This window comes from Sphaerimonospora cavernae (assembly GCF_042435035.1).
Lineage (GTDB): Bacteria > Actinomycetota > Actinomycetes > Streptosporangiales > Streptosporangiaceae > Sphaerimonospora > Sphaerimonospora cavernae.
This window is the reverse complement of the sequence record NZ_JBHMQT010000003.1, coordinates 53,096-74,734: the sequence shown is the minus strand read 5'-3', so window position 1 is coordinate 74,734 and position 21,639 is coordinate 53,096. Positions and strand designations below refer to the sequence as shown.

The 21,639-nt window shown below is 69.5% G+C and carries 13 protein-coding genes and 1 tRNA gene; 12 read left to right on the top strand and 2 right to left on the bottom strand.

From position 1 onward, the window contains the following. Window position 1: 1 nt before the first annotated feature. Entirely contained in the window at window positions 2-1,594 is a 1,593-nt protein-coding gene (locus ACFHYQ_RS00790; RefSeq protein WP_394299090.1) for a bis-aminopropyl spermidine synthase family protein, read from the bottom strand. 186 nt (window positions 1,595-1,780) lie between these two features. Between ACFHYQ_RS00790 and gltB the strand changes: the two genes are divergently transcribed. The 6 genes from gltB (at window position 1,781) to ACFHYQ_RS00760 (ending at window position 15,333) form a co-directional block, all read left to right on the top strand. Beyond that, window positions 1,781-6,310 carry a glutamate synthase large subunit gene (gltB, locus tag ACFHYQ_RS00785; protein WP_394299089.1) on the top strand — a complete coding sequence of 1,510 codons (4,530 nt, stop codon included), beginning with the start codon at window positions 1,781-1,783 and terminating at the stop codon, window positions 6,308-6,310. Window positions 6,311-6,325: 15 nt separating this feature from the next. Then, window positions 6,326-7,804 (top strand): glutamate synthase subunit beta, encoded by a 1,479-nt coding sequence (locus tag ACFHYQ_RS00780; RefSeq protein ID WP_394299088.1) that lies wholly within the window; start codon window positions 6,326-6,328, stop codon window positions 7,802-7,804. A gap of 86 nt (window positions 7,805-7,890) precedes the next feature. Continuing rightward, on the top strand, window positions 7,891-9,585 hold the full coding sequence (locus tag ACFHYQ_RS00775) for a S8 family serine peptidase (RefSeq protein WP_394299087.1): 1,695 nt from the start codon (window positions 7,891-7,893) through the stop codon (window positions 9,583-9,585). 492 nt (window positions 9,586-10,077) lie between these two features. Continuing rightward, window positions 10,078-11,508 carry a pyruvate kinase gene (gene pyk / locus ACFHYQ_RS00770; protein ID WP_204010560.1) on the top strand — a complete coding sequence of 477 codons (1,431 nt, stop codon included), beginning with the start codon at window positions 10,078-10,080 and terminating at the stop codon, window positions 11,506-11,508. Window positions 11,509-11,761: 253 nt separating this feature from the next. Then, window positions 11,762-13,492, top strand: a complete 1,731-nt coding sequence (locus ACFHYQ_RS00765) for an ABC transporter ATP-binding protein (protein WP_394299086.1) — start codon at window positions 11,762-11,764, stop codon at window positions 13,490-13,492. Then, window positions 13,489-15,333, top strand: coding sequence for an ABC transporter ATP-binding protein (locus ACFHYQ_RS00760; protein ID WP_394299085.1), 1,845 nt, complete (start codon window positions 13,489-13,491; stop codon window positions 15,331-15,333). Before ACFHYQ_RS00765 ends, ACFHYQ_RS00760 begins: the two co-directional genes overlap by 4 nt. Before the next feature lie 29 nt (window positions 15,334-15,362). Here the strand turns inward: ACFHYQ_RS00760 and ACFHYQ_RS00755 are convergent. Continuing rightward, a tRNA-Leu gene (locus ACFHYQ_RS00755) sits at window positions 15,363-15,437 on the bottom strand. Window positions 15,438-15,557: 120 nt separating this feature from the next. Here ACFHYQ_RS00755 and ACFHYQ_RS00750 point away from each other — a divergent pair. From ACFHYQ_RS00750 to ACFHYQ_RS00725, 6 genes are all read left to right on the top strand, one after another. Next, window positions 15,558-16,172, top strand: coding sequence for an ANTAR domain-containing response regulator (locus ACFHYQ_RS00750; RefSeq protein WP_394299084.1), 615 nt, complete (start codon window positions 15,558-15,560; stop codon window positions 16,170-16,172). A gap of 259 nt (window positions 16,173-16,431) precedes the next feature. Further along, window positions 16,432-17,628, top strand: coding sequence for a branched-chain amino acid ABC transporter substrate-binding protein (locus ACFHYQ_RS00745; protein WP_394299083.1), 1,197 nt, complete (start codon window positions 16,432-16,434; stop codon window positions 17,626-17,628). 103 nt (window positions 17,629-17,731) lie between these two features. Further along, complete coding sequence (locus tag ACFHYQ_RS00740; protein WP_394299082.1) at window positions 17,732-18,700, top strand: branched-chain amino acid ABC transporter permease; 969 nt, start codon at window positions 17,732-17,734, stop codon at window positions 18,698-18,700. Beyond that, window positions 18,697-19,830, top strand: a complete 1,134-nt coding sequence (locus ACFHYQ_RS00735) for a branched-chain amino acid ABC transporter permease (protein WP_394299081.1) — start codon at window positions 18,697-18,699, stop codon at window positions 19,828-19,830. Before ACFHYQ_RS00740 ends, ACFHYQ_RS00735 begins: the two co-directional genes overlap by 4 nt. After that, the gene (locus tag ACFHYQ_RS00730; protein ID WP_446746286.1) at window positions 19,827-20,609 is read left to right on the top strand and encodes an ABC transporter ATP-binding protein; all 783 of its coding nucleotides are present in this window, start codon (window positions 19,827-19,829) and stop codon (window positions 20,607-20,609) included. The genes ACFHYQ_RS00735 and ACFHYQ_RS00730 overlap by 4 nt, the downstream gene beginning before the upstream one ends. Further along, on the top strand, window positions 20,599-21,315 hold the full coding sequence (locus ACFHYQ_RS00725; RefSeq protein WP_394299080.1) for an ABC transporter ATP-binding protein: 717 nt from the start codon (window positions 20,599-20,601) through the stop codon (window positions 21,313-21,315). The genes ACFHYQ_RS00730 and ACFHYQ_RS00725 overlap by 11 nt, the downstream gene beginning before the upstream one ends. Window positions 21,316-21,639: the final 324 nt, after the last annotated feature.

Sequence of the window (21,639 nt, the reverse complement as noted above, 5' to 3'; positions counted from 1 at the left end):
CCTACCCCAGCTGAGTGGCGGCCCCCAGCGTGCGGGCGACGGCGGCGGGGAGGGTGGCGACGCGGTGCAGGGGCACCTCCAGGAGGGTGAGGTCGGCGGCCCAGGGGGCGGCCTCCTCGATCACGGTCCTGGCCTGCCTCTTGGTGAGCGAGGCGGCACCCGTCAGCGCCTCCCGCCACACGTTGGCGATCTTGCCGTGCGCGCTGTCCATGATCCGCCGGACGACCGCGTCGGCGCCGCCCGCCGCAGGCGCGAGCCGTACGGCGTCGAGCACGTGCGCGTCGCCGCTGAGGCGTCGGGTGGTGAGGACGTAGACGGGGGCGAGCAGCGCGGCGAGTGCGGGCAGGTCGTCCGGCGCGTGGGCGAGCAGCACCCGCGCACACCGTGCCCTGGTCGCGAGCAGCAGGCGGGGCAGCGCCGCCTCCAGCCCGGCCGGTACGGCGATCGCCACCCGCTCGGGATCGGCGGTGTACGGCTTGGCCAGCAGCGTGGCGAGCCTCGTCCGGGGCATCGCGAGGTCGCGCGGCCAGGCCCCGGCGAGCAGGCCCGGCTCGAACCCGTCCAGTGCCGCGGCGGCTCGCTCCGCGTCGTCCAGTTGTCCCGGCGCCGACTCGACGGCCTGCGGCCCCTGAGTGTAGATCGCGGTGGCTGTGTGATCCGCGGCCCGGTCGGTCAGCGCGGCGACGGCGGGCCAGGTCTTGGTGGTGGGCCGCAGGACGTAGAGATCCGCGGCGCTGCCGATGGCCTCCGCCCCGTAATACCGGTTGAAATCCGGAAATATGGCCTCGTTTAGTAAATTTAGGGCAAGCAATGCTTTCTGCACTTTGAGTGCGAGCATGGGCGTCCGCTCGGACGCGCCGTACGCCACCAGGATCCTGCCCTGCTCGCGATCGCGCAGCCCCTCGGCGGCTCGCGCGGTGAACAGCCCGATGCCCTCGGGCGTGTACGGCGGGTCGGTGATCGCCAGGTCGGCCCAGCCGCGCAGTGACGGCGGCAGGCCGAGTCGCAGGTCGGCCCACCGGGTGCGGACGCCGAGAGCCTGCTCGTCGAGGTAGCCGAGGATCCGGTCGTCGATGTCGGCCACCGCGACCTCCACCTCGGGGTGGAGCATCCGTACGGCCAGAGAGGTCAGGTCGTGGTCGCCGACGCAGAGCACGCGGGCCCCGGGCAGCCAGAACCGCTCGCCGAGCAGGAGCGCGCGGCGCAGCACGGTCTCGGCGGTCGCGGGGACGTGGTCGAGCACGTGCCGTCCCCGGGGGGCCTTGGCGATCAACGTTTCCAGGCGTTCCAGGATGTCGCCATATCGTTCTCTTAGGATCTCTATAGGCCAATAGTCTGAAATGTCGCTAGATATGACTGTATGATGTTCTTTAAGCCAATTCGCCGGATTGATGCGGAAACGGTCGCCGCTGTGCTCAAGGGGGAGCGCACGCAGCAGCGCCTCGACCGTACGCCGCGACGTCGCGGTCTCCCTGACCAGGTCGGCCAGGGTCCACCAGCGTCCGCCGGCCAGAAGCGCGACCGCCCCGCGGAGGCGGCGGCTGTCCACACCCGCCTTTGTCATCAGGTCGTCCAGCGCCTCGAATCCCGCCATACGGCAACTGTATCCGGGACGCCGCGAGTCGAAGTTTCGCGAGCCGGACTGAAAGGAATCTTCAAGTCACCGACCCTTGAGGTGGCCGCCGGAAAACCGTGCGGTAGCCTCCACGCACTTTCACCACCGCAGCAGGGCCAACGTCGTCCCTCTGTTCCAGCAGAAGCAGACGACGGGAGTGACAACATGCCTGCCGCACGCCTCGGCTTCCCGAAGCCGCAGGGGCTCTACGACCCGGCCAACGAGCATGACGCCTGTGGCGTCGCCATGGTGGCCGACGTGGCCGGCCGCCGCAGCCACGACATCGTCGCCAAGGCACTGACCGCACTGCGCAACCTCGACCACCGCGGAGCCAGCGGCAGTGAGCCCGACACCGGCGACGGTGCGGGCATCCTCACCCAGATCCCCGACGCGTTCTTCCGCGAGGTCCTCGCCGATCTGGGGTGGCACGGCGAACTGCCGCCCGAAGGCGCCTACGCCGCCGGCACGGCGTTCCTGCCGGCGGACGAGCCGGCACGCGAGGCGGCGGTCCGACTGATCGAGGAGATCGCGGCCGAAGAGGGCGTCACCGTCCTCGGCTGGCGCGACCTCCCGGTCGACGCCGCGCTCCCCGGCGCCGGGGCCCGCGCGGTCATGCCGTTCTTCCGCCAGTTGTTCGTCACCTCGCCGGGCGGCGAGACCGGCCGCGATCTGGACCGTGCCGTCTACCCCTTCCGCAAGCGGGCCGAGCACGAGGCCGGCGTCTACTTCGCCTCGCTGTCGAGCCGGACCGTCGTCTACAAGGGGATGCTGACCTCTCCTCAGGTCGAGCGGTTCTTCCCCGACCTGTCCGACCCGCGGTACGTCAGCGCGATCGCCCTCGTGCACTCGCGCTTCTCCACCAACACCTTCCCGTCATGGCCGCTCGCCCATCCCTACCGGTACGTCGCGCACAACGGCGAGATCAACACCGTCAGGGGCAACCGCAACCGGATGCGCGCCAGGGAGGCCATGCTCGCCACCGGCCTCATCCCCGGCGATCTGCGGCGGCTGTTCCCGATCTGCGACCCCGACGGCTCAGACACCGCGTCGTTCGACGCGGTGCTGGAGCTGCTCCACCTGGGTGGCAGGTCGCTGCCGCACGCCGTGCTGATGATGATCCCCGAGGCGTGGGAGAACCACACCGAGATCGACTCCGCGCGGCGGGCGTTCTACGAGTTCCACGCCGCCCTCATGGAGCCCTGGGACGGCCCGGTGTCGATCACCTTCTCCGACGGCACGCTGGCCGGCGCGGTGCTCGACCGCAACGGCCTGCGGCCCGGCCGGTTCTGGGTGACCGAGGACGGCCTGGTCGTGCTCGCCTCCGAGGCCGGTGTGCTCCCGGACATCCCCCCGGAGACGGTGGTCCGCAAGGGGCGCCTCCAGCCGGGCCGGATGTTCCTCGTCGACACCGCACGCGGCCGGATCGTCGAGGACGACGAGATCAAGGCCGAGCTCGCGACGGCCGAGCCGTACGGCGACTGGCTGCACGCCGGCCTGGTCCGCTTCGAGGAGCTGCCCGAGCGCGAGCACGCGAACCCCGCTCGTGAGGCACTGGTCGAGCGGCAGCAGACCTTCGGCTACACGGAGGAGGAGCTGCGGGTCCTGCTGTCCCCGATGGCGAGGACCGGCGCCGAGCCGATCGGCTCGATGGGCGCCGACACCCCCGTAGCCGTGCTCAGCGAGCGGCCCAGACTGCTGTTCGACTACTTCAGCCAGCTCTTCGCGCAGGTCACCAACCCGCCGCTGGACGCGATCCGCGAGGAGCTCGTCACCTCGCTGCAGTCCACCATGGGTCCCGAGGGCAACCTGCTGGAGCCCGGCCCGGCCTCCTGCCGCCGCCTGGTGCTCCCGTATCCGGTGATCGACAACGACGAGCTCGCGAAGATCGTTCACATCAACGACGAGGGCTCGCTGCCCGGCTTCCGGCCGTACACCGTGTCCGGCCTGTTCGATGCCGGGCAGGCCCTGGCCGACAGGCTGGCGGAGATCCGCGCCGAGGTCTCCCGGGCGATCGCGGGCGGCGCGCGGATCATCGTGCTGTCCGACCGCGGGTCCTCCCGTGAGCGGGCGCCGATCCCGTCGCTGCTGCTCACCGGGGCGGTGCACCACCACCTCGTCCGGGAGAAGACGCGTACCCGGGTCGGCCTGGTCGTCGAGACCGGTGAGGCGCGCGAGTGCCACCACATGGCCCTGCTCATCGGGTACGGCGCGAGCGCGGTCAACCCCTATCTCGCCATCGAGACCGTCGAGGACATGATCGCCGCCGGCGCGCTCGGCCTGGACCCGCGCCGGGCCGTCCGCAACCTGATGAAGGCGTACGGCAAGGGCGTGTTGAAGATCATGTCCAAGATGGGGGTGTCCACGGTCGCCTCCTACACCGGGGCGCAGCTCTTCGAGGCGCTCGGCCTGGGCGCCGAGGTGATCGGCGAGTGCTTCACCGGCACCGCCTCCCGGCTCGGCGGCGTCGGCTTCGACGTCCTCGCGCGGGAGGCGCTGGAGCGGCACGCCCGGGCCTACCCGCGCACGGCGAACGCGGCGAACGCGCGCCGGCGGCTGGAGGTCGGCGGCGAGTACCAGTGGCGGCGCGAGGGCGAGCCGCACCTGTTCAACCCCGAGACGGTCTTCAAGCTGCAGCACTCCACCCGGACCAGGCAGTACGAGATCTTCAAGGAGTACACCTCGCTCATCGACGGGCGGTCCGAGCGGCTGATGACGTTGCGCGGCCTGTTCAGGCTGCGCCCGGCCGGCGAACCCGTGCCGATCGAGGAGGTCGAGCCGGTCGAGTCGATCGTGAAGCGGTTCTCCACCGGCGCCATGTCGTACGGCTCGATCTCACGGGAGGCGCACGAGACCCTGGCCGTCGCCATGAACCGGCTCGGCGCCAGGTCGAACACCGGCGAGGGCGGTGAGGAGCCCGAGCGGCTGTACGACCCCGAGCGCAGGTCGGCGATCAAGCAGGTGGCCTCCGGTCGGTTCGGCGTGACCAGCGAATATCTGGTGAACGCCGACGACCTGCAGATCAAGATGGCGCAGGGGGCCAAGCCCGGCGAGGGCGGCCAGTTGCCCGGCCACAAGGTGTACCCGTGGATCGCCAGGACGCGGCACTCCACACCCGGCGTCGGCCTCATCTCGCCGCCGCCGCACCATGACATCTACTCGATCGAGGACCTGGCCCAGCTGATCCACGATCTCAAGAACGCCAACCCGCGCGCCCGCGTCCACGTGAAACTGGTCGCCGAGGTCGGGGTCGGGACCGTCGCCGCCGGGGTCAGCAAGGCGCACGCCGACGTCGTGCTGATCTCCGGCCACGACGGCGGCACCGGCGCCTCACCGTTGACCTCGATCAAGCACGCGGGCGCCCCCTGGGAGCTCGGCCTGGCCGAGACCCAGCAGACCCTGCTGCTGGGCGGCCTGCGCGACCGCATTGTGGTGCAGGCCGACGGCCAGCTCAAGACCGGCCGCGACGTGATCATCGCGGCGCTGCTCGGCGCCGAGGAGTACGGCTTCGCCACCGCGCCGCTGGTCGTCTCCGGCTGCGTGATGATGCGGGTCTGCCACCTCGACACCTGCCCGGTCGGGGTCGCCACGCAGAACCCCGAGCTGCGCGAGCGGTTCAGCGGAAAGCCCGAGTTCGTGGTGAACTTCTTCGAGTTCATCGCGCAGGAGGTGCGCGAATACCTCGCCCGGCTCGGCCACCGGTCGCTGGAGGAGATCATCGGCCGAGCCGACCTGATCGACACCGCGGCGGCCGTCGACCACTGGAAGGCGGCGGGCCTGGACCTGTCGCCGATCCTGCACCGGCCCGAGCTCGCGGAAGGCACCCCGCTGTGCCGGGTCGCCGAGCAGGACCACGGCCTGGACAAGGCGCTGGACAACACACTGATCCAGCTCGCAGAGGGCGCTTTGGCCGGCGGCGATCGGGTCAGGCTGGAGCTGCCCGTCCGCAACGTCAACCGCACGGTCGGCACCATGCTCGGCCACGAGGTGACCAGGCGGTACGGCGGCGCCGGGCTGCCCGACGACACGATCGACGTGACGTTCACCGGGTCGGCGGGCAACTCGTTCGGCGCGTTCGTGCCCCGCGGCGTCACGCTGCGGCTCGTCGGCGACGCCAACGACTACCTCGGCAAGGGCCTGTCGGGCGGACGCCTGACCGTCCGGCCGCACCCCGGCGCGCCGTTCGCCGCCGAGACGCAGGTCATCGCCGGGAACGTCGGCCTGTACGGCGCCACCTCCGGCGAGGTGTTCGTCCACGGCCTGATGGGCGAGCGGTTCTGCGTGCGCAACTCCGGCGCCACCGCGGTGGTGGAGGGCGTGGGCGACCACGGCTGCGAGTACATGACCGGCGGCCGGGCCGTCGTCCTCGGCCCGACCGGCCGCAACTTCGCGGCCGGCATGTCGGGCGGCATGGCGTACGTCCTCGACCTGCGGCCCGAGCGGGTCAACCGCGAGATGGTCGAGCTGGAGACGCCGGACGAGAGCGACGCCGAGTTCCTGCGGCAGATCGTCGAGAAGCACTTCGCGGAGACCGGTTCGACGGTCGCCGAGATGCTGCTCGCCGACTGGGACGCCGCCCTCGGCAGGTTCGCGAAGGTGATGCCGTCGGACTACAGACGGGTCCTGCTCGCGCGGGCCGCCGCCGAGGCCGAGGGCCGGGACATCGACCAGGCCGTCATGGCCGCCGCACACGGATAAGGGGGGAACACACCGATGGCCGACCCGAAGGGTTTCCTGACACACGGGCGCGAGCTGCCGGCCCGCCGCCCGGTCGACGTCCGCATCCGCGACTGGCGTGAGGTCTACGAGGACTTTCCCGCGGCCGCGCTGACCGCGCAGGCGTCCCGCTGCATGGACTGCGGCATCCCGTTCTGCCACCACGGCTGCCCGCTGGGGAACCTCATCCCCGAGTGGAACGATCTCGTCTACCGCGACGACTGGCGCGAGGCGGCCGAGCGGCTGCACGCCACCAACAACTTCCCGGAGTTCACCGGCCGTCTGTGCCCGGCTCCGTGCGAGGCGGCGTGCGTCCTCGGCATCGACTCCGAACCGGTCACGATCAAGCGGGTCGAGGTCGAGATCATCGACCGGGCCTTCGCCGAGGGCTGGGTCACCCCGCGGCCGCCGGCCGTGAAGACCGGCCGCCGGGTGGCCGTGGTGGGCTCGGGCCCGGCCGGTCTGGCCGCCGCCCAGCAGCTCACCCGCGCCGGGCACGACGTGGTGGTGTTCGAGCGGGCCGACCGCGCCGGCGGCCTGCTCCGCTACGGCATCCCCGAGTTCAAGCTGGAAAAGCGCCACCTCGACCGCCGTCTCACGCAGATGGCGGCCGAGGGCACCCGGTTCCGCACCTCGGCCGACGTGGGAGTGGACGTCACCGCCGCGCGGCTCCGGGAGGAGTACGACGCCGTCGTGCTCGCGGGCGGCGCCACGGCCTGGCGTGACCTGCCGGTGCCCGGGCGCGAGCTCGGGGGGATCCACCAGGCGATGGAGTACCTCCCGCCGGCCAACCGCGATCTGGACGCCTCGCCGATCTCCGCGCGCGGCAAGCACGTCGTGGTGATCGGAGGCGGCGACACCGGGGCCGACTGCGTCGGCACGGCGATCCGCCAGGGAGCCGCCTCGGTCACCCAGCTGGAGATCATGCCGATGCCTCCGGCGTCCCGTACCGCCGGGCAGCCGTGGCCGACCTTCCCCATACTGTTCAAGATGGAGAGCGCGCACGAGGAGTTGGCAGCCGGCGGTGGCGAGCGGGTCTACGCCGTGTCCACCACCGAGTTCGTCGGCGACGCCGAAGGAGACGTCAGGGCGGTGCGCCTGGTCGACGTCGAGGGCCCGGCCGCCGGGTTCCGGCCGATCCCCGGCACCGAGCGGGAGATCCCGGCCGGGCTGGTCACGCTCGCCCTGGGCTTCCTGGGCCCGGAGAAAGGGCCGCTGCTCACCGATCTGGCGGCGCACGCGCCGCTGTCATCCGGGAGAGATTTCTTCGACGCGCGGGGTAACGTGGCCAGGGACGCCTTGTACGAGACGGCCGTCGAGGGCGTCTTCGTGGCGGGCGACATGGGCCGGGGGCAGTCGTTGATCGTCTGGGCGATCGCGGAGGGCCGGTCGGCCGCCGCGGCCGTGGATCGGCGGCTCAGCGGCGGGACTGTGCTGTCCGCCCCGATCCCGCCAACGGCCCGTCCATTGGTTTAGCCCTAGAAAATGGGACATATTCAGGATCAGGCAGTTGGTGGGGTCCGGCTGCCTGAAGGGTGCCGGAGCCGAAACGGGGGGAATCGGTGAACGCGCGCAGACGCCTCGGTGGGATGGCCGTCTCGTTGACGCTGGTGGGCGCCGTCGGCGCGGCGGCCTGCGCTCCGTCTGACCAGGCGGATCGCATGGCGGGCGCGGCCCAGCCCTCCGCCGGTCCATCAAGCACGTCCAGCGCGTCGGAGTCCGGCCCGGCCACCCAGGCCCGCCGATACCTGGTGTTCTACGCGGGCGGCGGCAAGGACGCCGCGACCCGCGCCGTGACGGCCGCCGGAGGCACCGTCGAGGGCCAGGACGACCGGCTCGGCTATCTGGTGGTGCGCACCGGTTCACCGGAGCGGATCGGAGCCGAACCGGCGGTCGTCGGCGTCTCACTCGACCGGCCCATAGGCAGGGTCTCCGACGTTCCGGCGGCGGCGCCGCACGCGCGTTCCGCCGCACGCCGGACGGGCACGGGGGAGCCGCTGGCGGGCCGCCAGTGGGACATGAAGATGATCGGCGCCACCGCCGACGGGTCGTACGGCAAGGCCAAGGGCAGCCACAAGGTGCTGGTGGGCATCATCGACACCGGCGTCGACGGCAACCACCCCGACATCGCCCCGAACTTCAACCGCGAGCTCAGCCGCAACTTCGTCGTCGACGAGCCGAACGACCCGAACGGCAAGAAGCTTGACGGCCCGTGCGAACATCAGGGCTGTAAGGACCCGGCAGACGTGGACGACGACGGACACGGCACGCACGTCGCCAGCACCATCGGCTCGCCGCTCAACGGCATCGGCATCGGCGGGGTCGCCCCCGACGTGTCACTGGTCAACCTGAGGGCGGGCACCGACTCGGGCTTCTTCTTCCTCAAGCCGACCATGGACGCCCTGGCGTACGCCGGGGACGTGGGCGTCGACGTCGTCAACATGAGCTTCTACGTCGACCCGTGGGCGTTCAACTGCGCGAACAATCCGCAGGACTCGCCGGCTGAGCGCCTGGACCAGAAGGGCATCATCGAGGGCATGCGCCGGGCGGTCGCCTACGCTCGTTCGCGAAATGTGACGCTGATCACCGCGATCGGCAACAGCGGCACCGACCTCGGCAAGCCGCAGACGGACACGGGCAGCCCCAACTACCCCCTGGACAAGCAGCGCAACCGCAAGGTCGACAACACCTGCCTCAATGTCCCGGCAGAGCTCGACGGCGTCATCTCGGTCACGGCGGTCGGGCCGAGCGGCCGCAAGTCCGCCTTCTCCGACTACGGCGTCGAGCAGGCCGACATCGCCGCACCCGGCGGCGACCTGTTCGACGGCGACACCGAGCTCAAGGGCGCGCGACGGGAGATCCTGGCCGCCGCCCCCGAAAGCGCGTTGCGGGCCAAGGGCTCGATCGGCAAGGACGGCCGGCCGAAGGACGCGTCCGTGATCCGCGACTGCCAGGGCGGCAAGTGCGCCTACTACCAGTACCTGGAGGGCACCTCGATGGCCGCCCCGCACGCCACCGGAGTGGCCGCGATCATCATCGGCCGGTTCGGCAAGCCGGGCAAGGGCGGGCTCCAAATGGACCCGGCGCAGGTCGAGAGGCTGCTGTACGCCTCGGCCGTACAGAAGGCATGCCCGTCACCCCGGACCTACAAGTACGGTCCGGACGACACGCAGGTCTGCGAGGGCGACACCGCCAAGAACGGGTTCTTCGGCCACGGCGTGGTCAACGCCGCCCGCGCCGCCACCATCACCCAATGACAGTCCCCCCGTGCGTGATCTTGCGAATTCTCGCAGCGGGGCAGGCTGAGCTGCGCGAATCACTGCGGTGATCTTGCAGAAACTCGCAGGAGGGCCGTCCTGCCAGGGGCGATGTGCTTCGTGATCTTGCACTGGGCCTTCGACTGCAAGATCACGGATGAGGTTTTGGCAGGTCAGGTGGGATGCTAGCGAGTTTCTGCAAGATCACGAATGTGATATCGGCTGGTCGGAAAGGATTCGTGCGAGCAAATGCAAGATCACGGGGGGGTGGGGGTGGTGGGAGTGGGGAAAGTCCGGTAGAGGAGGGCGGGGAGGAGTAGCGTGGTCATTGCAAGATGTGATGACGCCGCGCCGCCATCGGGCCGCCATTGGGCCGCCGCCGGGCCGCCATCGGGCCGGATGGGTGAACTCCCTGGTGAAAGACCGTGAATACTCGGCGACGCCTGTGCCTGCTGTCACATGAAGTGGTCTGTACCAATTAGGGTAGTGCTTGTGAGTCGTCGAGCTAAGATCGTCTGTACCCTGGGCCCCGCATCCTCATCTCCCGAACGCCTGCGCGAACTCATCCTCGCCGGCATGAACGTGGCCCGCTTCAACCTCTCACACGGCAGCCACGAGCTGCACAAGGAGGTTTTCGACCGGGTCAGGGCCGCTGCCGAGGAACTGGGACGCCCCGTCGGAGTCCTCGCCGACCTGCAGGGCCCCAAGATCCGCGTCGGCCGCTTCGCCTCCGGTCCGGTACGGCTCGGCTTCGGCGACGTCTTCACGATCACGACCGAGAGCGTGCCGGGGGACCGCGACATCGTCTCCACGACGTACGAGGGACTGCCCGGCGACGTCAGGCCCGGTGACACGGTGCTCGTCGACGACGGCCGCCTCAACCTGGAGGTGACCGCCGTGGACGGGCCGCGCGTGGTCACCCGCGTGATCATCGGTGGCATGATCTCCGACAACAAGGGCCTCAACCTTCCCGGGGTCGCCGTCAGCGCGCCCGCGCTCACCGAGAAGGACGAGACGGACCTGCGCTGGGCGCTGCGAACCGGGTTCGACCTGATCGCCCTGTCGTTCGTCCGGTCGCCGGACGACGCCCTGCTGGTCCAGAAGATCATGGATGAGGAGGGCGTCCGCCTGCCTCTCCTCGCCAAGATCGAGAAGCCGCAGGCCGTCGAGCACCTCGAGGAGATCGTCGACGCCTTCGACGGCGTCATGGTCGCGCGCGGCGACCTCGGCGTGGAGCTTCCGCTGGAGCAGGTCCCGATCGTCCAGCGCCGGATCATCGAGCTGTGCCGTGAGAAGGCCCACCCGGTCATCGTGGCCACCCAGATGCTCGACTCGATGATGAACGCCCCGCGCCCGACCCGCGCCGAGGCCTCCGACGTCGCCTACGCCGTCATGGACGGCGCCGACGCGGTGATGCTGTCGGGTGAGACGTCGGTCGGCAACTACCCGGTCGACTCGGTCGCCACCATGCACCGCATCGCCATCGCCGCGGAGGGCACGACGCTGGAGGCCAAGCACACGCTGGAGCGCCTGCCGGAGACCACCGGCGGCGCGATCGCCCGCGCGGCCGCCGAGGTCGGCGCGATCGTCAAGGCCAAGGCCCTCGTGGCGTTCACCATGTCCGGTGAGACCGCCCGTCGCCTGGCCCGCTACCGCTCGCCGATCCCACTGCTCGCGTTCACCTCCAACCCGCAGGTGTGCGGCCAGCTCGCACTGACGTGGGGCGTGGAGACCTTCGAGGTCCCGTTCGTGCACCACACCGACGACATGGTCCGCCAGGTCGAGGCGTCGCTGCTGTCGCTCGGCCGCTGCGAGAAGGGCGACAAGGTGGTGATCGTCGCCGGCTCCCCGCCCGGCACGCACGGATCCACCAACGCCCTGCGGGTCCACACCATCGGCTCGGCGGTCGCTCACCCCAGGTGAACACCATCGGGTAACTCCCAGGTAAACACCTGGTACACCGGGAGGCGGGGGAAAACCTCTTGATGGTCGTCGTCTCCTGATAAAGCATGGCAGTGCCGGTTGTCCGATCCTGTCCATGCATTCGGGGGGACGCTACGGGACGATGCGCGAACAGCCCGGATCCAGACCCGACGCTCGCCGCCTCTCGTGGCGCTCACTGTGGCGGTTACGGTCCTATCTGCGACCGTACGCCCGAATCCTGACCGTCTCGTGGATGGCCGCGTTCCTCGGCATCGCCGCCGGGACGGTCATCCCGCTGGTCGGCAAGGAGATCATCGACGGCCCGGTGGCGCATGGGGACCGCGGCGCGCTGCTCCCGCTCGGGCTGCTCGCGCTCGGCCTCGGCGTCGCCGAGGCCGTGCTCACCTTCGTACGCAGGTGGTCGCAGGCCGGGCCGGTGCTCGGCCTGGAGGCGGCGATCCGTGACGATCTCTACCGCCATCTGCAGCGCCTGCCGATGAGCTTCCACGACGAGTGGCAGTCCGGGCAGCTCCTGTCGCGCGCGACGACGGACCTGTCCACCATCCGTCGCTTCCTGGGCTTCGGAGTGCTGTTCCTGATCATGAACATCCTCCAGCTCACCGCGGTCGTCATCGTGCTCCTTCGGACGTACTGGCCGCTCGGCCTGCTCGTCACGGCGTCGGCCGTGCCGGTCGTGGCGCTGTCGCTGCGGTTCGAGAAGCGGTATATCCGCGTCTCCCGCCAGGTGCAGGACCAGCAGGGCGATCTGGCCACCCTGGTCGAGGAGGCGGCCGTCGGCATCCGCACGATCAAGGCGTTCGGCCGGCGCCGCCACCTGTACGGCGTGTTCGACGAGGCCGCGAGCGAGCTGCGCCGTACGGCACTGGGCAAGGTCCGGCTGTCATCACGATTCTTCACGTTCCTCGAGGTGATCCCCAACCTCACGCTGGCCATGGTGCTGCTGTTCGGCGCGGTGGCAGTGGGCGCCGGCGCCCTGACGCTCGGCACCCTCGTCGCGTTCACGACCTTCGTGCTGCAGCTCGTCTGGCCGGTCGCCTCGCTGGGCTACATCCTCGCGATGGGGCAGGAGGCGATGACCGCGGCGGACCGGGTGACCGAGGTGCTGGACACCACTCCCGAAATCACCGACCCAGCGATCACCGACACCCGCGTCGCGGGCGGGCCGTACGTCATCGAGCGGCAGGAGAAGCGGCGACGGCGACGATCTCGGGGGCGGGGACACCTGCGGTTCGAGGGGGTGGAGTTCCGGTTCCCCGGCGCCGACCGGCCCGTGCTGCGCGATGTCCGGCTCGAGGTGCGGCCGGGGGAGACCGTCGCCGTCGTCGGGGCCACCGGCTCGGGCAAGACCACGCTGACGTCCCTGGTGCCCAGGCTCCGCGACGTGACCGGCGGCCGGGTCACCATCGACGGGCGGGACGTGCGGGATCTGACCCTCCCGTCGCTGCGTGCGATGGTCGCCACCGCTTTCGAGGAGCCCACGCTGTTCTCGATGAGCGTGCGGGAGAACGTCACGCTGGGCCGCGCCGAAGCCACCGACCGGGAGATCCGGGAGGCCCTGGAGATCACCCAGGCGACCTTCGTCCACGACCTGCCGTGGGGGCTCGACACCCGGATCGGCGAGCAGGGCATGTCGCTGTCGGGAGGCCAGCGACAACGCCTGGCCCTGGCCCGGGCGATCCTCGCCGGGCCACGCGTCCTCGTGCTCGACGACACTCTGTCCGCGCTCGACGTGGAGACCGAGGCGCTGGTGGAGGAGGCGCTGCGGCGGGTCCTCGCCGACGCGACCGGCCTCATCGTCGCCCACCGGGCCTCGACCGTGCTGCTCGCCGACCGGGTGGCACTGCTCAGCGAGGGCTCCATCACCAGCGTGGGCCGGCACGCCGACCTGCTGTCGGCGGTGCCGGAGTATCGCGCGCTGCTGGCGCAGGACGCCGATCTCGACCCCGAACGGGCCCTGCGATGAGCGACTCCTGGCGGGGCGTGGCCGCCGAAGATCAGGACCAGGTGTCCGACAGCGTGTCGCTGCTGCTGCGCACGCGGTCGCGGCGGCTGCTCGCCGACCTGCTGCGGCCGCATCGGAAGCGGATCGCGCTGCTGACCGCCGTGATCGTGCTGTCCAGCGCGGCCGGCCTGGCCCTGCCGTACCTGGTGAAGGCGGGCATCGACGACGGCATCCCCCCGATGCTGGCCGGCCGCGGTCCGGGAACGCTGCTGACGATCATCGCACTCGTCGTCGGGGCAGCGCTCGTCCAGGCGCTCACCCGGAAGGCGTTCCTCCAGATGTCCGGCCACATCGGGCAGGACATCCTCCGGCAACTGCGCCGACGGGTCTTCGACCACTTCCAGCGGCTGTCGCTGTCGTTCCATGAGAAATACACCTCGGGCCGGGTGATCTCCCGGCTCACCTCGGATGTCGAGGCGATCGGCGAGTTGCTCGACTCGGGCTTCGACGGCCTCGTCACCGCCGTGCTCACCCTGTGCGGCACCGCCGTCATGCTGCTCGTGCTCGATGTCCGCCTCGGTCTGGTGGCGCTGCTGCCGCTGCCGGTCCTGCTGCTGTTCACCCGGTGGTTCCGGCGGCAGTCGAGCGTCGCCTATCGCAGGACCCGCCAGGCCGTGGCGCTGGTCATCGTCCACTTCGTCGAGTCGATGACCGGCATCCGCGCCGTACAGGCGTTCCGCAGGGAGCCGCGCAACCAGGAGATCTTCGAACGGCTCAACGCCGACTACCGCGACGCCAACACGCGCAGCGCCCGCCTGGTCGCCGTGTTCATGCCGGGCATCAAGCTCATCGGCAACGTCACGGTGGCGGCCGTGCTGCTGTACGGCGGATGGCTCGCTGTGAACGGCACGGTGACGGTCGGGGTGCTCGCCGCGTTCCTGCTCTACCTCCGGCAGTTCTACGAGCCGATGCAGGAGATCAGTCAGTTCTACAACGCGCTGCAGTCGGCCGGCGCCGCGCTGGAGAAGCTGTCCGGTGTGTTGGAGGAGCGGCCCGAGGTCGCCGAGCCGCCGGTGCCGTTGCCGGTGCCGCTCGGCGGCGCTCAAGGTGGGATCCGCGGCGGAGCCCGGGGCGGCCTGCGGTTCGACGCCGTCGAGTTCGGCTACGACGGCGGCCGGGCCGTACTGCCCCGGCTGGATCTGGAGATCCCCGCCGGGCAGACCGTCGCCGTGGTCGGCACGACCGGCGCGGGTAAGACCACGCTGGCCAAGCTCATCGCCAGGTTCTATGATCCCGTGGCCGGGCGGATCCTGCTCGACGGCGTGGACCTGCGTGATCTCGACGAGGCCGAGCTGCGCCGCCACGTCGTCATGGTGACCCAGGAGAACTTCCTGTTCACCGGCACGGTCGCCGACAACATCAGGTTCGGGCGGCCGGACGCATCGGCGGCGGCGGTCGTCGAGGCGGCCGAGGCCATCGGCGCGCACGCCTTCGTCTCCGCGCTTCCCGAGGGGTACGGCACGCAGGTCGGCAAGCGCGGCGGCCGGATGTCGGCGGGGCAGCGGCAACTGGTCGCGTTCGCCCGGGCGTTTCTCGCCGATCCGGCGGTGCTGATCCTCGACGAGGCCACCTCAAGCCTCGACGTGCCCAGTGAACGGCTCGTGCAGCGGGCGCTGCGCACGGTGCTGGCCGATCGCACGGCGCTGATCATCGCGCATCGGCTGTCGACGGTGGAGATCGCCGACCGGGTGCTCGTGATGGACGCCGGCCGGATCGTCGAGGACGGGTCGCCGGAGCGTCTCATCGCCCGCTCCGGTAGGTTCGCCCGGCTCCACCAGGCGTGGCTCGACAGCCTCGCCTGATCACCGCCGCGACTGATCGTGGTGAAAAGTGCCCCGGGTGGGACTCGAACCCACACTGTACGGGTTTTGAATCCGCTCCCTCATGCCAATTGGGGTACCGGGGCTTCAATCCAGACTTTATATGGTCATCCGGATCCCGTCGCTTCGGAGCATAGCGGATCGTTGATCGTCCGCACGACCCCTCGCGTGGTCCTAATCTAGCGGACATCGGTAACCTCTTGTGCGTGAGTACGCAGCGACGAGTGGTGATCGCGGAAGATGAGGCGCTGATCCGCCTCGACCTGAAGGAGATGCTCGAAGAGGACGGCTACGCCGTGGTGGGCGAGGCCGGTGACGGGGAGACCGCGGTCAAGCTGGCCACCGAGCTGCGCCCCGACCTGGTGGTCCTGGACGTGAAGATGCCGGTCCTCGACGGCATCTCGGCCGCCGAGCGGATCGTCGCCGAGCGGATCGCGCCGTGTCTCATCCTGACCGCGTTCTCCCAGCGCGACCTGGTGGAGCGGGCCAGGGACGCGGGGGCGATGGCGTACCTGGTGAAGCCCTTCACCAAGGGGGACCTGGTTCCGGCGATCGAGATGGCGATCAGCCGCCATGAGGAGATCACGGCGCTGGAGAAGGAGGTCTCCACCCTTTCGGGCCGGCTGGAGACCAGGAAGCTCGTGGACCGGGCGAAGGGCCTGCTGATGGCCCAGCACGGGTGGACCGAGCCGCAGGCGTTCCGGTGGATCCAGAAGGCGTCCATGGATCGCCGAGTCGGTATGCGGCAGGTGGCGCAGATCGTGATCGCCGAGGCCGTGCCGCAGAATCCCCAGCCCACATCGGAGAGCCCGCAGAGCTGATCACCCCATCAGGGCGAAAAGACATGATAAGCCGATGCGTGGGGCCAGCGACCAGGGCTAAAGGAATTTTTTCTATTTCCGTTACATGTTGATTACTATACGAAGAGGACGGACATAACAAAGCCATAACCGTGATGGCCTCTGTACCGACCTGTGACTTCCTGTGGCTGTACTACCGTCACGACCCCTCGGCTGACCGCTGGATGGGGCGGATGCGTATCCGATCCCCGGAAGGGGATCCAGCGAAAGGAAGGCAACCTTGCGATCCAAGATCGCTCGCCTTGGCGGCATTGTCGCGGTCGGTACAGCGCTGACCCTCGGTCTCGCGGCGTGTGGTAGCGGCTCCGGCGACACCTCTGCGTCCGATGGCCAGGGCGGTGGCGACGGCGCCACCACCCTCAAGATCGGTTTCATGGGCGACCTGACCGGTGAGAACTCGGCGCTCATGATCCCGCCGTCTCAGGGCGCGCAGCTCGCGGTGGACGAGTTCAACGCGAAGTCGACCGACGTCAAGGTCGAATTGGTGAAGTACGACAGCCAGGGCAACCCCGACCAGGCTGTCCCGCTGGCCCAGAAGGCCGTCACCGAAGACAAGATTGTGGCCATGGTGGGCCCGGGCTTCTCCGGCGAGTCGCGCAACGTGGGCCCGATCCTGGAGGAGGGAAAGATCCCGAGCGTCACGGGCTCGGCGACCAACCCAGCACTGGCCGACAACGGCTGGAAGTTCTGGCACCGGGTGGTCGCCAACGACGCCATCCAGGGCCCCGCCATCGCCGACTTCCTGGTCAAGGCCAAGTCGGCGAAGAAGGCATTCGTCGTCGACGACGCGCAGGAGTACGGCGCCGGCCTCGCCGACGCGGTGGCCAAGGAGTTCGAGACCCAGGGCGTCGCGGTCGAGCGTGACAAGATCGACCCGAACGGCTCGGACTACTCCTCCACCGTCACCAAGGTGAAGGCCAACTCTCCCGACGTCATCTACTACGGCGGCTACTACGCCCAGCTCGGCCGGCTGCTCAAGCAGCTCCGTGACGGCGGCGTGACCGCGACCGTGGTCTCCGGCGACGGCGCGGTGGACAAGGAGCTCGTCAACGCCGCAGGCAAGGAGGCCGCGGAGGGCGCGGTGCTCGGCTGCCCCTGCCTCATCCCGTTCGGCTCCGACGTGCCGGAGCTGAAGGAGTTCAGCGAGAAGTACAAGGCGAAGTTCGGCGGCGACCCGCTGATCTACGCCACCGAGGGCTACGACGCGGCCACGGCCATCCTGAAGGCGATCGAGGCCGGCAACACCACCCCGGAGAAGATCAACGACTTCCTCGCGACGGTCGACTTCAAGGGCGTCTCGAAGCAGATCAAGTTCGGCCCGAACGGTGACATCGCGGCGAACGTCATCCACGTCTACCAGATCAAGGACAGCAACCTCGACTGGCTGGGCGACACCTCGCAGGCGCAGCTCCAGTAACGCGTCCGGTTCGATCTGCGAACGCTGAGGAGCGGGAGCATACCGCTGCTCCCGCTCCTTACCGCCCGGCGACTACCGTCGCCCCGGTTCGAAAGCGACCCCCGTGCTCAACGACTTCATCAATCAGGTCGGCCCCTCCACCGTGGGAGGCCTGGCCAGTGGTGCCATCTACGCGCTGATCGCCCTCGGTTACACGATGGTGTACGGCGTGCTGCGCCTCATCAACTTCGCACACTCCGAGATCTTCATGATCGGCGCCTTCGCCGCGCTGTTCGTGGTCCTGCACCTCGGAGTGACCACCCCCCTCACCGGGGTGGCGTTGGTCGGTGTGCTGCTCCTGCTGATGCTGGTGGCCATGGCCGCCTCGGGCGGCGCCGCCGTCGTGCTGGAACGGGTGGCCTACCGGCCGCTGCGCAGGCACGGCGCCGGTCGGCTCGCGGCGCTCATCTCCGCGATCGGCGCCTCCATCTTCCTCCAGGAGCTGTTCGCCCTCGTGGTCATCCCCGAGGTGTTCGACCGCCCCTCTCAGGGACGCATTCAGGTCCCGGTGCCGCGGCTCCTCGATCGTGAGACGGTCTTCACGATCGGGAACACCGATATCCGGAACGATCACCTGATCATCGTCGGCGCCGCAGTGATCATGATGATCCTGCTCGACGTCTTCGTGAGCCGCACCAGGATCGGCCGCGGCATCCGAGCCACATCCCAGGACCCCGAGACCGCCACGCTCATGGGCGTGGACATCAACAAGGTGATCCGCACCACCTTCTTCGTGGGTGGTGCGATGGCGGGGGTGGCGGCCCTGCTGTACGCCATGGAGTTCGAGAACCTCCGCTACAACGTCGGCTTCCTGCTCGGCGTCAAGGCGTTCACCGCCGCGGTGCTCGGCGGCATCGGCAACCTCCGCGGCGCGCTCCTCGGCGGACTCGCGCTCGGACTGATCGAGAACTGGGGCTCGATCTTCTTCGGCTCAGAATGGAAGGACGTCATCGCCTTCACCGTCCTCGTCCTCGTCCTCCTGTTCCGTCCCACCGGCATCCTCGGTGAATCCCTCCAGCGAGCGCGCGCATGAACGCAAACTCCAACATTCGCAGCGGCAATCCGCTGACGTCGCTCCGGCGCGCGGTCGGCGGTTTCAGCGACGGGGCGCGCGACTGGTGGGCGGCGGCGCCCCGCTGGACGCGCTGGACCATCTACGGCCTGCTGATCGCCCTGGTGATCGTCGCCCCGCACCCGGCCATCGGGTCGTTCATGTCCCCGTACTCGCACTGGCCGTCGCTGCTGTTCAGCCCGATCGGCACGTTCGTGCTGCTGGCCGTGGGCCTGAACGTGGTGGTCGGTCAGGCGGGCCTGCTCGACCTCGGCTTCGTCGCCTTCTACGCCATCGGCGCCTACACCATGGCGGTCTTCGCCACCAAGTTCGGCTGGAACTTCTGGGGAATCCTGGTAATCGCGATCTTCATGACCGCGGTGTCCGGCATCGTCCTGGGCTCGCCGACGCTGCGGCTGCGCGGAGACTACCTGGCGATCGTCACGCTGGGGTTCGGAGAGATCGTCCGGATCACCGCGCAGAACACCGACTACATCGGCGGCGCGCGCGGCATCACGAACATCCCCCACCCGCCGACGATCTTCGGGGTGGACTTCGCGCTCGATCCGCTGCCGTACTACTACCTGCTGGTGGCGGCCATCGTGCTGGTCGTGATCTTCGCCAAACGTCTGGAGCGGAGCCGGGTCGGCCGAGCTTGGGAGGCCATCCGGGAGGATGAGGACGCCGCCGAACTGATGGGCGTGCCCACCTTCCGCTTCAAGCTGCTGGCCTTCTTCGTGGGCGCCATGATCGGCGGTCTGACCGGGGCCCTCTGGGCCAGCAAGGTCATCGCGATCCAGCACAACAACTTCCCGTTCATCCTGTCGGCCACCATCCTGGCGGCCGTGGTGCTGGGCGGCTCTGGCAACCTGCCCGGCGTCATCATCGGGGCATTCCTGATCGCCTGGCTTCCCGAGCGGTTCCGCGGCTTCCAGGACTACCGCATCCTCATCTTCGGCGGTGCGCTCGTGCTGATGATGGCGCTGCGTCCGGAGGGGCTGCTGCCCGCGCGCCGGCGCCGTGCCGTCTCCGGCAACGGCGGCGAATCGGGTGACACGGATCCGGGCGCCACGGAGGCTGGCGGTCAAGCGGCAGAGGAGGTGGCCAAGTGAGCGAGCCGAAGGCGTTGCTCGAGCTCAACGCCGTCACGATGCGCTTCGGCGGCGTGCAGGCCCTCGGCGGGGTCGACCTCACCGTCAGGGAGGGGGAGATCTTCGCGCTGATCGGCCCGAACGGCGCGGGCAAGACGACGGTGTTCAACGTGATCACCGGTGTCTACCGGCCGACCTCCGGCGAGGTGCGCTTCGACGGCGGGAAGATCAGCGGTCTGAAGCGATTCACGATCACCAAGCGCGGCGTCGCCCGCACCTTCCAGAACATCCGGCTGTTCCACAGCATGTCGGCGATGGAGAACGTCCTCGTCGGCTTCGACGCGCACAACCGGACCGGCGCGGTCGGCGCCGCTCTCGGCCTTCCGTGGCACCGGCACGCCGAGCGCCGCGGGCGGGAGCATGCGATGGAGTTGCTGGAGTTCGCCGGCATCGCGCACCGGGCCGACGAGACCGCCAAGAACCTGCCGTACGGCGACCAGCGCAGGCTGGAGATCGTGCGGGCCCTGGCGACCGACCCCAAGCTCCTGCTGCTCGACGAGCCGGCCGCCGGCATGAACCCGGCGGAGAAGATCGAACTCCAGGAGCTGATCAGGAAGATCCGTGACGCGGGCCGTACGATCCTGCTTATCGAGCACGACATGGCCCTGGTCATGGGAATCAGCGACCGCATCGCCGTGGTGGACTTCGGGCAGAAGATCGCTGAGGGTCTCCCGGCCGATGTGCAGAGCGACCCGAGGGTCATCGAGGCGTACTTGGGGGCACCCGCAGATGCTTCTTGAGATCAGGGACATCCACGTCCACTACGGCAAGATCGAGGCGCTCAAGGGGATCTCGCTCGACGTCGACGAGGGGGAGATCGTCACCCTCATCGGCGCGAACGGAGCGGGCAAGACCACCACGCTCAAGACGATCTCGGGCCTGCGTCCGCTGACGTCGGGCAGCATCGCCTTCGACGGCAAGGACATCAGCAGGCTGCCGGGCCACAAGCGGGTGCTGGTCGGCATCGGCCAGTCGCCGGAGGGCCGGGGCTGCTTCCCCGGCATGACGGTGATGGAGAACCTGCTCATGGGGGCCTACACCCGGTCAGGTGACTTCTCCAAGGACCTGGCGGAGGTCTTCGACCTGTTCCCGCGGCTGGCCGAGCGCAAGACCCAGGCGGCAGGCACCATGTCCGGCGGCGAGCAGCAGATGGTGGCCATCGGCAGGGCACTGATGAGCAAGCCCAAGGTGCTCCTGCTGGACGAGCCGTCGATGGGCTTGGCGCCCAAACTCGTGGCCCAGATCTTCTCGATCGTCAAGGAGATCAACAACCGGGGGACCACGGTCCTGCTCGTCGAGCAGAACGCCCAGCAGGCCCTCCAGATCGCCCACCGGGCGTACGTCCTGGAGACCGGCAAGGTCGTCAAGGCCGCGCCGGCCGCCGACCTGCTCGACGACCCACAGGTCCGCGAGGCGTACCTGGGCGGCTCCCTGGGACAGCACTGACGGACCCGTATGCGACGAAGGAGAGGCCGGCCGGGGAGGCGTCCCCGGCCGGCCTCTCGCGTCAGGCGTGCGGGAATGGGCGTGTGTCGATCACGGTGACCGCCGCGCGGCCGCCTCGGAAGATCCGGGCAGCCGCCGGGGCGGCACGGAAAGAATGGCGAGCCCGTGGAGGACCTTTGGGTCCGTACACAGCTTCCCCGGCTCCGCACGTTGTCTACTCGGTCCCCACGGGCTCTGAGGGCACCACGCTAGCGACCTGAGGGGCAGGTGTGCAAAGAAAGTCGCAAGGTCGTTCTTTTATGGAGTAAATGAGCTGAATGTCCT